Genomic DNA, 11,851 nt, shown 5'->3' with positions numbered 1-11,851 from the left:
TCACCTCCAGCCTACCCTAATTTCTATATTTATTCAGGATACTATCAAGCTTATCCGGGTTAACCTGCTTATACACGACATCGTCAATCATCATGGCTGGAGCCAGTCCGCAGGCACCGATACAACGGGCTACCTCAAAAGTGAAGAGCCTGTCTTGCGTTGTTCCGCCAACTTCTATGTCCAGGATCTGTTCCAGACGGTCGATAATTTTCTTGCCGCCCCTTACGTAGCAAGCCGTACCAAGGCAAACACGGATAATGTGCTTTCCTCTGGGCTGGGTCGAAAAGAAAGAGTAAAAAGTAACAACGCCCGATACCTCCGACAAAGGCTTGTTCAAACTTTCTGCAATAAATCTCTGGATTTCCAGAGGCAAATATCCATAAATATTCTGAGCCATATGAAGAACTTGAATCAGGCTTCCTTCTCTATTCTTGTATTTTTCGATCACTTCAGCAATCATGTCCAATTTTTGTTGGTCAGTTTCTTCGCTACAGCAACATTGACAATTTTCAACTTTGTTGCTCATTTTTTACCTCCTTAGGTAACTTTTTGTGTTCAAATTCACAACCAGTGTCCCAAAAAAAGAATCCCTCCCTACATTTTAAAGAAAACTTGGTTGGCGTCGAGCCTTTGGCGGTCTAGATATATCAAAATATACGTATAACTTTTAATATATCCATTCAAATTTGTTCCAAGTACTAACGATCACAAACTAAAGAATAAAAAATATCGCCCCCTTATAGAAACTTATCTATGGTATTAACACACTGTGCTAACCATCCAAAGGAATCGTTCAAGGTCTCATACCTTTCACGCACGGATCATCAAAATGGGCAAAAAGAAATATCCCAAAGCCGGTCCGGTACAGAGTAAAAAGTATACAGCGATAACACGAATATATCAAAAACAACCTCAATATTTACTTCGAAATCCTAAATATTCACCAGAATGAATATAGAATATCTCTTGAAAAATTATAGCACCCGCCAGATTTCACCGCAACACAAAGATGCGCGAAGAAATCTATAAGCATTCATACCAGAACTTGAAAACATCTATTTATATTACTCCCTATTTGGTATGCGTGCCACAAATCCAGCATCAAGCCTATTCCACAATATGGCCGTTTCCATAAACAATATATTTGATCGTCGTCAGTTCCGGCAAAGCCATCGGACCGCGGGCATGCAGCTTCTGCGTGCTAATGCCGATTTCAGCACCAAAACCGAATCTTCCGCCATCGGTAAAACGCGTTGAAGTGTTAACATAAACCGCGGCCGCATCAATTTCATTTAAAAAACGCTGGGAGGCCGTGTAGTTTTCGGTAATGATCGTCTCAGAATGCTTCGTGCTATACGTGTAAATATGGTCCAGCGCTTCGTCGATACTGTTGACGACCTTAACGCTGATGATCAAATCAAGGTACTCCGTCGACCAATCTTCTTCCGTTGCCGGAATAGCATAATCCAAAATCTTTCTGACTCTTTCACAGCCGCGGATCTCAACACCGTACGCTTTAAATTTTCTTCCAATCATCGGCAGGTACTCTTCCGCCACCGCCTCATGAACGAGCAATGTTTCCAGCGCATTGCAGACGCCGGGTTTCTGAGTTTTGGCGTTAAAGACTACCGATACTGCCTTTTCATAATCAGCATCGAGATCAACATAAGCATGACAGACCCCTGTACCCGTCTCAATCACCGGAACGGTGGAATTTTCAACCACTGTGTGAATCAGTCCTGCCCCGCCCCGCGGAATGATCACATCGATATATTTATTCATGCGCATCAGCTGCAGGGCATACTCTCTATCCGTCTTCGGTATAAGCTGAATCGCACCTTCCGGAATTCCACTCTGTTCAGCGGCTTCAGCGATCACCCTGGCCAGTACTTTATTGCTTTCAATCGCTTCCGAGCCTCCGCGTAAGATGCAGGCATTGCCGGATTTTAAACACAGCACCGCTGCGTCCACCGTCACATTCGGCCGGGCTTCATAAATCATCGCCACGACACCGAGCGGAACCATCGTCTTCTGAATAACCAGACCGTTCGGCCTTTTCCACAGTTCTCCGCCGCCGACAGGGTCGGGCAGCCCGACCACTTCCTTGATCGCATTGCTGATATCTGAAATCCCGGCGCTGCTAAGACGAAGACGGTTGATCAAGCTTTTTTTAAGTCCTTTTTTCTCTGCTGCCGCAACATCCAGCACATTGGCTTCCAGAATTGCATCCTCGTTGTCAAGAAGCGCCTGGGCCATTGCGAGTAAGGCTTTATTCTTTGTTTCCGTGCCAGTGAAAGCCAGTTTGCGTGCCGCATTTTTGGCCCGCTGGCCAATCATGATAAGGTCTTCAGCAAAATCCATATTTCAACAACCTCCTGTCAATCTCCCGTACATTCTATTCGATATCTCTTTTATTCAATATCTCATATATTTCATTACATTGCTATCCAAGATTACTTCTTTTGCCGATGCCCAATGAATCATTTGACTTTTTTGATCAGTATTCCTGCGTAATCGTCAGGTTATCCCTGTGAACCAGTTCCTCTGCTTTAATTTCCGGGATCAGCCTGCGTATCTCCTCAGAGTGGAATCCTTTGACCTTTTCAGTTTCTTCACTGCTGAATTCTGTAATACCACGGGCAATTTCTTCTCCGCGGTTATTCACTATTTTAATCAGATCTTTGCGCTCCCAAAATCCTTCGATCCCGGTTACTCCGGAAGCGAGCAGGCTCTTGCCGTCATGAAGCAGGGCCTTTTCGGCACCAGCGTCAATGATAACCGTGCCCATCGATAACGCTGCATAAGCCATCCAGCGTTTTTTTCCATTAAGCTTATGCTTCAACGGCGGGAAATAGGTCCCTAACGGATAGTTCCCTTCGGCAATGTCTTTGATCTGGGCAATTCTTGACGCATTCATCAGAAAGGTCGGCGTCCCGAACCGGGTTGCCATTTCAGCAGCCTTTAATTTGGTGACCATGCCTCCGGTCCCAACCGCAGACCCTGTGCCGTCGGCCAGATTTTTTGCCTCTGCCACATTCTCTACTTTCGGAACCAGTACAGCCTCCCGGTTATACACTGGATTGGCTGTAAACAGACCGTCGACATCTGTCAGCAGGACCAGCAAATCTGCATTGACCATTCCTGCCACCAGCGCGGATAACCTGTCATTATCCCCGAAGCATAATTCTTCGAAGACCACGGTATCGTTTTCATTGATGATCGGAACAACTCCGAAGTTCAATAGTTTCTCCAAGGTATTCTTGGCATTCCGGTAATGTTCGGCTTCAACCAAGTCGATCCGGGAAAGAAGAACCTGGGCACAGCTCATCCCATATTTGTCAAAATAGTACGAATACCTTTCGATTAATATTCCCTGCCCGACAGCCGCTGTGGCCTGCTTGCCGACAATATCCTTTGGACGTTCCTTCAGCTTCATCTTGGCCATCCCGGCAGCAACAGCGCCGGAGGTAACCAGGATGCAATCTGTCCCCTGCTTTCTCAGCTCAGCAATGACCCCGGCCAGTTGATCGATGACCGTTTCATCAATGCCGCCTTCCGCAAGGCTTAAGCTGTTACTGCCTATTTTTAAAACCGCCCTTTTCAGGGTATTCATTCAAACATACTCTCCTTCCATCTCTTCAGCCCGTTTGGCACAGGCCTCCATAGCCTGATAGACGATATCTGCCAGCCCGGCTTGCCGGAAGCTCTCCAGCGCCGCGTAGGTCGTTCCGTTCGGCGATGTAACAGCTTCTCTTAATTCCAGCGAAGTTTTGCCGCTCTCCGCAAGCATTTTCCCTGCACCGACCATGGTTTCTGCGGCCAGAAATTCAGCTTCGTCTCTCGTCAGGCCAAGCTTTTCACCGGCCAGAGCCATCAGTTCCGTTAAGAAATAGAAATAGGCCGGGCCACTGCCGCTGACGGCAGTCAGCGCATTCATTTTACTGTCGTCAATCCACAGGAATTTTCCCAAAACAGCAAAGATAGCCTCAGCCGTTTTTGCCTGTCCGTCCGTGACACAGCGTCCTCTGGCCAACCCGGATACAGCCTGCAGAACCGCACTGGACGTGTTGGGCATGACCCTTACCACGGCAATGCCCGGAAGCGCCTGCTCGTAAACAGACAGCCCTATTCCTGCCACTACCGTAATAATAAGTTTTCCTGTAAGATTGAACTGAGCGAGCTGGTCAAGAAGACCTTTGATATCTTTAGGCTTTACCGCCAGAAATATAACATCTGATCCCTGAATGGTTTCGGCGAAAGAGGCATACGCAACACCATACGTTTTGGCCAGGAGTTCCGCTTTCTCCTGAAATACGTCATAGGCCATAATCCGGAAGTCCGTATCCTGCCGGGATAACCCCTTGATCACGGAAGATGCCAGATTGCCTGTTCCGATAAATCCGATTGTCTGCATGTTAATACACCCCATCCTATTCATCATTTTTGCAATCATATTTTGCAAACTATTTTTGATCATTTTGTAGACTGATTCGTAAATTAAATAATCGCTCGCATCCATGCTCCTCTTGACGCTAGCCATCCATTACGATGACTAAATTTGTGGTGTTAGCGGAATCTACGAATCCGTCTACGAGTAAATATTAATTGTTCAGCGAAAAAACTTGCTGCAGAAAAAATAAATACTTCTCTGTCCATCTAAGGACGAAAGAAGTATATCTTCCGCGGTACCACCTTAATTGCGAATACGCCGCTTCAAGCTCAGATAACGGTGAGACAGCCGTAGGATTATTCATTCTCACTTCACAACTGGGTTTCTGTTAACTATCAAGAGAACTTCCAGCTTTGTACAAACGTGTACATCGTTCCCCTCTCTGTATGACCCGTTAACATACTGGGTTGATCATCAGTTTTAATTTTCCAATTGTAATTTATTCTAGCACAAAAAATATCCGGAAACAACCTGAATATTCGATGACGAATGTCCCAAAAGGCTGGCTGAATGTTTGAAAGTCTGATAAACTTCAGGACTGGTATTCGGATAAAACGAGCTGATTTAGAATAAACCAGCTGCCCCGGCTGCCAGTACGAACGCGGCAAATATCATTCTGTAGATCGCAAAAATCCGCATCGGTTTTCTTTGTAAATACGAAATGAATTTCTGGATAACGATGACTGCAACCAGGAAGGATACAATGAAGCCGACAGCCAAAGACAAGATTTCCTGCGAAGTGAGAATAGCCAGACCGCCAATTTTAACAACCTTCAGCAGGCTCATCCCAATCATCACCGGAATCGCCAGGAAGAACGAAAATTCCGTGGCGGCCACCGTCGGCAGCCCGGCTACCCACCCGCCGATAATCGTCGATGCTGAACGGGACATCCCCGGAATAACCGCCAAACATTGAAATAATCCGATCATAACCGCCTGTCTTGGGGAAACATTCAAGTCCCGTCCGACCGGTGCATTTTTTCTAAGCCTATTCTCGGCGTAGATCATCAAGATTGCACCGAGGAAAAGTGTTATCGCCACAGGAATCGGGGAAAACAGGTATTTTTCCGCGGTATCGTCAAATAAAATTCCAATCGTAGCACCTGGAATACACGCCAGCACAATCATCAGCCAGAATTTCAGTCCGGATTCCTGGTAGCCGACTCTTGACGGGAAGAAATCCACCAGCGTCTGTTTGATCTTCTTCCAATAGAGTACAATGACCGCCAAAATCGCTCCAAGCTGGATCACATAGGTATACATCTCTACATAATGCGGATTGGTCCCCTGAAACCCGATTAGCTTTTGAAAAATAATTAAATGGCCCGTCGATGAGACCGGCAGGAACTCCGTGATCCCTTCTACGATACCTAAAATAATGGATTGAATAATAAATTGAATTGTTCCCATACGGTCTCCTTATCTGTCATTTTGATCTATGTATTCCCTTTTTTCTTGCCTGGTCTATTTTGGCACTTGTACAGGCTGTCTGTCAACCTTAGGTTATAAAACTCCTTTAACTCACCTTTCATAGCTTCTGAAAGATCATACCATCTAATTCCCTGTATTGCACCTTCTAAAGCATATAACCTATTTATACATGCAGAGTCATCCATTTCTTTTATTCTCAGCCAAGCTTGCTTACTACCAGCTTCAAGCCATTGTTTAATTGTTCTTATGCCAACTTCATTTAATTGTTGTTCAACTGAAGTACCGATATTCAGTAGTGTTGTATAGAAATAATAGTGTATCCTTACTTACGAGTGAATTAGATATACAAGACGGGGACGTTGTTACTTATTTAATTCGCTATTAAGGCTTGATTTCTTTAAATTCTTTAACTTTAATAAAGCTACTATATCTTTGGCTTTACGATATGACAATCTTACATAAAAATAATTTATAATTTCTGCGATACCAAAAAGATAAATAAATATTCCTATCAATGTTGAGAATTTTGTGAATACTACATCGTCATAAGCGAATCCCAAAATGATTATCACTGGATACAATAGAATAAGAATTAAATCAATAATTTTCAAAAGCCTATATGTTCTTCTGAATCCGTTTTTATTTACCTTTTTGCCTGTTATCATTTTCAAGCGATAAAACCAATAATAACTTCCTTGAAATAAAATAAATAATAATACACAGAAAGGGTACATAATAACCACATCTATATTCACGTTTGTATTATTCTTAACCGAAATAAGTGCAAGTATAAATGTAAGAGAAGCCACTATTTCTCCAATACATAAGCTAATTAATTCTTTTTTCACTTTTTTATAAGCTATAATAAATACCTCCCTTTATCCGATTTATTATTTCGACATATCTGAATCATTTCCTACTAATAATCATAAATATTGGTATATGGAAACAGCCGGAACACAATCAAAGGTGTTCCAGCTGTTATTTCGTTACGGTCCGGTAATGCCTATCCGGTGATGAAGCAGGCCAAAGCCGACTCCCGGATAAAGGTGTTGGCGATTCTACCACCTTTCATGGATGGCGTACGTCTCAACCTTCATATTCGTCTTGATAACAGGTGGCCACTCTTTAAGCCTTTCGACCATATTTTCTGCAAGCCGACTCGCGTCTTTACTGCATTTTTCCTTCACCGCCGGATCAAGTCTGGCCAGTTGGCCAAGCGCTGTCAGCAGTTCGTAGAATGTATCGGCGATAGTTTTGCAGCAAGCGGCGCATTTTTCTTCATACTTCGTGGTAAAGGTTGAGGGGGCTGCAGTTGTTGGCCCACTTTTTGGTTTGTCGGTTTTTTTGACGGTTATATATTCTATTTTGATATCCTGAGGATTATTTGGTATGGGCGTGACTTGAGCCTGCTCTTTCTCCGGAGTGGTTTGGTTCCGTTGTTTGAGAGCCTGATCCAGCTCCCGGGTGGTCATATCTTTAACATCATGCTGCAGGATAAATTTCTCCCGCTCGTCTTCCGGAATCCCCAGAAGAAGGAGGGCCTGATAGTAGGTTAAATTCGTCAGCGCTGACGAATTTAAGTTCCCCCCGTCATCGGCGGAAGCGAACAGTTTATCTCCATATTCTTCAAAGAGCTGCATTAGTCTGTTGGCTGTGCGCTGGGAATAGCTCACCGATTCGACCAGCCATGTTCTCCATTCTCCATGCGGGAGCAGGGCCTTGGCCTCCTTCAGGCGCCTGCCGACTTCAATGGCATTGGTAAGCATGATTTTACTAGTCTGTTGTTTGATCCTATTAATCTCAGCCGCGATGACAAGTGGCGTACGTTCAGTGATTGGTTCATTCATTTTGATTCCCGCCTTTTTGGTAGCTTTAATTACAGCATACGTAGACGGGCTTCAGATGGTGAAGGCTTGAGTATAAACCTATCAAAATCGCCTTCCAAAATTGGGGAGCTGGAGGTCACTTTTTTGCTCCAGGACGGCGCGGCCCTTGCGATCAATTTCATTTAACGCTCATTTAACTTCTCTGGCAAATAAAGGTCTGGTAAATAAATTTACCTTGTCAAATTTTATATTCTATGGTATCATTAGGTTTTATGAAAGGAGGTGTGCATTTGAGCAAGAAAGAAATTAATATAATTGAAGAAATTCTCGCTTCAGTTGGGCTTGAATCTTTAAAAGCTTCTGAGTCAAAGAATGTCCTCAAAAAAATCTCCTAAAAAGGGGCGTGATGAAAAATGATGCTAATTTCATATAGCCAAACCTTAAGTGAGTGAAAACGAGTTCCTGATTAAAAATTAAGGAGCTCGTTTTTTATTTTTATTATGTTTCTCTGAAAGGAAAAAGGAAGGTTAGTTTGAGATAATTAAGGTACATATGTCTATATTAGTTTTGCGCTGGCAGCTTCCGTAAATGATGGTAATTTGCACGGGCAAAAACCAAAATATTATGTATTATTCTACAATAGTTTCGGTATTTTTCCTGTTCCAACTAGTATTAATCTCATATCCTTGTGGAATATTAACTATACATTCATTTGAATACCCTACGGCAAGTACCCCAAGAACTTTGTTGCCTTTTGGAATTCTTAATGCATTTTTTATAGCCAGGGCTCTATTTATTGATAATTTGAGGGAATCCATTAAGCAACTACCGATTCCCAAGGCCTCTGCATATATGATCATCGTTGATAATAGATATTGAGCACTACTCTCAGTAACAGGAACCTTAGGATTCCCAATTAATAAGTACAATCCCTGTGTATTTTCTTTAACAACATGTTTATTAATATGTAAATCAAATTCCATTTTCTTTTTTATAGTCGGCAAAGAGTCTGAAAACAATTGAATAAAGCTGGTCAGGAATTTCATAGAAAAAAATATATTATATAATCGCAAAACAAATTTCAATGCTGATCTGTCAATTTTATTAATTAATTCAAGATCATCAATAATAATTATTTCAATATTCTTATTCTGATTAGGAGCATACTTTGCAACAGAAGCTATTTCCAATAAAACTTCTCTGGGTATTTTGCAATCTTTAAATTTTTTTATAGATCTCCTTCGTTTTAAAAATTCTTTTAAATCATCTGCAACAATTCTAAGAGGTTCCTCAATCTTTATCGGTTGTTTGCCATTCATCAATATTGCCTGATGAGGACAAATAGCAATACACTTTTGACATTGGTTACATATCATATAATCAATTTTAGGATTACCGTTCTCATTACTGATGCAATAACCTTTAAAACGATTGATACAAACAGTACAATGTTTACATTTCTCGAAATTGATTGAAATCATTTTATCCTCCATAGATTTTCTTAGCGACACGATGTCGCGGAGGCAACTCGCATGGGAATACATCTAACGTTTTGCATTTCCGCCGGGCAAGCATTCATTGTGCAGTAATTAACAAAATCATTCATATAGCCCAGATAAAAAACAAATATACTAGGATTGTAGATACCGTTCAGGCATTCCCGCAGCGTCCCAACCGCATGCATATTGGCAAAGTTGAGGTAATGCCGTGTTAGACAACGTTCCGATTCCTCAAAGCATCCTCTAGAGCAGACCTTAAATCAGGAAATTTAAACTCGAAACCAATATCACTAATTTTTTGGGGAATAGCCCTTTGACCATGTAATAACATTTCAGACATTTGGCCTAATGCGATTTTCAATACAAATTCGGGAACTGGAAACCATGATGGTCTCTTTAAGACTTCTCCTAAAATCTTTGAAAAGCCTTTCATTCTTACTGGTTCTGGTGCTGTTCCATTTACAGGACCAGTAACCTCATCATGTTCGATTATAAATCTAAACATCCTGATTAGATCTTGAATGTAAATCCACGGAAGCCACTGATTTCCTTTACCTAATGGACCACCGATGTAATATTTAAAGGGTATAACCATTCTTGTAAGAGCACCTTGGCTACCCAATACTACCCCAATACGAATAGTAACGACTCGTGTAAATTCATTTTGGACCTTGTAAGCTTCATCTTCCCATTTCTTGCAAACTTCCGCAAGAAAATCCTGTCCAGGACCTTCACTCTCGGCTATCTTATCATCCTGACGAGGCCCATAGTATCCTACAGCTGAAGCGTTTATTAGAACTTTTGGATTCATAGTCCCATCGTTTATAGCGTTAACAATGGAACGAGTAGTATTTATCCTACTATTCAATATCTCTTGCTTAACTAAATTGGACCAACGATGGTTACCGATTGATTCTCCTGCAAAATTAATAACTACATCAAATTCCTTAAAATCATAAATTGAAGATAGCGGAGAAATATTATCCCACTCTATTAGATCAACATTATTTTCAACTTTGTCTGCTGTGAATTGCCGATTTCTTGTTATAACAGATACTTTATAACCACTAGACATTAACTCCTTGGTTAAGTTCCTTCCTAAAAAACCTGTTCCACCAATAATCAAAACATTCATATTTCATACCTCCGGAATGTCGTCGTCACAGTAGAGATGCCGGTTACCCGACACCCCCCGCACAGAATCCCGGCGTGCGGAATTATCGCACCGGGCTCTTCAAGAGTATTCGCTTCCGTAATCCAGCTCAAAACTCAAATCTAAGTTGCTTCTGACACTTCAGGAGTTACGGTTCTCCCTGTAGCCTATATGGTTCTCTGTATACGCTTCACCTTGCTGTTGCCAGTTTTGGCGCAACACGCGATATGGGTAGTTGGCTAGACCTTGCCCAGCAAGGACTCTCACCTTGCAAGAAGTACCAAGCTTTGCTTGGCGCACTAACATTCAGGGATTTACGTAGCGTCATAACACATTCATATTAATAAAGTTGCGTAAATCCCGTGTTATGTGTAGTGTCCATCTCCAGATAATTACAATTAATTCCATGCACATCCGACAATAACCTTCTATATTCTAAAAAATGGATATAATATTTATTGAAAATAACTTGTTAGGGATGGTATGACATGGATAAGAAGTATAATCGTGAGGAGATGGATAATATGCCAATACCTCAAAAAAAAGAGGACACAGTCTTTACTGACTTCATAATTAAAAATAAAGATGTTATTGATAAGATTGCCAAATCTAATACCAGAATTAATAAATCCGGTCTTACTGTAATCCCAAAAGATGATACCTGGCTTACCGAGACAGAATGGGATGAGATGTACAAAGACCTTAAAAATAATGACTATTAATAATGGTGATGTCTGGTTTGCAAAGTTTCCTCTTGAAGAAGATGCTTCTCAATTCCTCCCTAGGCCAGTAATAATCCTAAACATCGAACGTCTTGAAGTTCTCGTTAAAGTCCCGAAATTGAGCTCGCTTGGTATAATTAACGTCAGCAGCCAAAAAGGAAAAATGAGGACCTTATAAGGCCAATAAAAAGCTTAACTAAATCTTTACTTCTCACAAAGTGAAGCAATTGTCAATGGCTCTAAGGCGTTTTAGTTCCCAAAATCAAGAGACCGTAACGATCAACATCGTTACGGTCTCTTTAAATTAGTCTTCCTTATTCTCTTTGTTTAAAAGAGCGCCAGGAAAGTTACATAAGCGAAAATCATTTCCTGCCCGATATCCCAATTCATACCCATCGCAGGATCTTTATCTGCGAGCTCCGGATGTTGTTTAACGATATCACTCCAAGAGATCAACAATTTTTGTTCTTCCACCCTAAAACACCTCCTATTAATAAATACCATACTCCTTAATAAATACCGTACTCCATGACAAACTTGTTTACTGCAATAATGTTTTCCGCCTTGCCATCAGCCGCCGAAAGAAGTTCCTTATCGGTAGAGAAAATATATCCTCCGCCAGGAGCCAGATCATCCAATAATTCTTTCGCTTTAGTAATACATTCTTCCTTCGTACCATATTGTAACAACGTTACCGGAAAAAGCCCTAGTATACACATGGTATTTCCAAGCTTCTGTTTAAGTTCTTTAGGATCTCCATGTTCGAA

Annotated in this window: 13 protein-coding genes; 1 reads left to right on the top strand and 12 read right to left on the bottom strand. The window is 41.7% G+C overall.

The annotated features are described in order from the left end of the window. Window positions 1-16: 16 nt before the first annotated feature. From nuoE to NC238_06725, 10 genes are all read right to left on the bottom strand, one after another. Entirely contained in the window at window positions 17-526 is a 510-nt protein-coding gene (nuoE, locus tag NC238_06770) for an NADH-quinone oxidoreductase subunit NuoE (GenBank protein ID MCM1565641.1), read from the bottom strand. 581 nt (window positions 527-1,107) lie between these two features. After that, entirely contained in the window at window positions 1,108-2,361 is a 1,254-nt protein-coding gene (locus tag NC238_06765) for a glutamate-5-semialdehyde dehydrogenase (protein MCM1565640.1), read from the bottom strand. 136 nt (window positions 2,362-2,497) lie between these two features. Beyond that, a complete protein-coding gene (gene proB, locus NC238_06760) occupies window positions 2,498-3,613 on the bottom strand; it encodes a glutamate 5-kinase (GenBank protein MCM1565639.1) in 1,116 nt (371 codons plus the stop codon). Beyond that, entirely contained in the window at window positions 3,614-4,414 is an 801-nt protein-coding gene (proC, locus tag NC238_06755) for a pyrroline-5-carboxylate reductase (GenBank protein ID MCM1565638.1), read from the bottom strand. 600 nt (window positions 4,415-5,014) lie between these two features. Beyond that, window positions 5,015-5,860 (bottom strand): undecaprenyl-diphosphate phosphatase, encoded by an 846-nt coding sequence (locus NC238_06750; GenBank protein MCM1565637.1) that lies wholly within the window; start codon window positions 5,858-5,860, stop codon window positions 5,015-5,017. Between the two features lie 26 nt (window positions 5,861-5,886). Next, the gene (locus tag NC238_06745) at window positions 5,887-6,201 is read right to left on the bottom strand and encodes a TfoX/Sxy family protein (GenBank protein ID MCM1565636.1); all 315 of its coding nucleotides are present in this window, start codon (window positions 6,199-6,201) and stop codon (window positions 5,887-5,889) included. Between the two features lie 42 nt (window positions 6,202-6,243). Further along, a complete protein-coding gene (locus tag NC238_06740; GenBank protein ID MCM1565635.1) occupies window positions 6,244-6,729 on the bottom strand; it encodes a hypothetical protein in 486 nt (161 codons plus the stop codon). A gap of 213 nt (window positions 6,730-6,942) precedes the next feature. Further along, window positions 6,943-7,731 carry a DUF3102 domain-containing protein gene (locus NC238_06735; protein ID MCM1565634.1) on the bottom strand — a complete coding sequence of 263 codons (789 nt, stop codon included), beginning with the start codon at window positions 7,729-7,731 and terminating at the stop codon, window positions 6,943-6,945. Between the two features lie 608 nt (window positions 7,732-8,339). Continuing rightward, window positions 8,340-9,029 (bottom strand): nitroreductase family protein, encoded by a 690-nt coding sequence (locus NC238_06730; protein ID MCM1565633.1) that lies wholly within the window; start codon window positions 9,027-9,029, stop codon window positions 8,340-8,342. A 391-nt stretch (window positions 9,030-9,420) separates the two neighbouring features. Further along, the gene (locus NC238_06725) at window positions 9,421-10,344 is read right to left on the bottom strand and encodes a TIGR01777 family oxidoreductase (GenBank protein ID MCM1565632.1); all 924 of its coding nucleotides are present in this window, start codon (window positions 10,342-10,344) and stop codon (window positions 9,421-9,423) included. A 506-nt stretch (window positions 10,345-10,850) separates the two neighbouring features. Here NC238_06725 and NC238_06720 point away from each other — a divergent pair. Then, window positions 10,851-11,084 (top strand): hypothetical protein, encoded by a 234-nt coding sequence (locus NC238_06720; protein MCM1565631.1) that lies wholly within the window; start codon window positions 10,851-10,853, stop codon window positions 11,082-11,084. A 327-nt stretch (window positions 11,085-11,411) separates the two neighbouring features. On the opposite strand, the gene NC238_06715 is transcribed toward NC238_06720, so the two are convergent. Both NC238_06715 and NC238_06710 read right to left on the bottom strand, forming a co-directional pair. Beyond that, window positions 11,412-11,558, bottom strand: coding sequence for a hypothetical protein (locus tag NC238_06715; protein ID MCM1565630.1), 147 nt, complete (start codon window positions 11,556-11,558; stop codon window positions 11,412-11,414). Between the two features lie 35 nt (window positions 11,559-11,593). After that, on the bottom strand, window positions 11,594-11,851 hold a 258-nt coding region (locus tag NC238_06710; protein MCM1565629.1), incomplete at its 5' end, for a uroporphyrinogen decarboxylase.

This window comes from Dehalobacter sp. (genome assembly GCA_023667845.1).
In the GTDB taxonomy this organism is placed as follows: domain Bacteria; phylum Bacillota; class Desulfitobacteriia; order Desulfitobacteriales; family Syntrophobotulaceae; genus Dehalobacter.
This window is presented reverse-complemented; position numbering and strand designations above follow the sequence as displayed.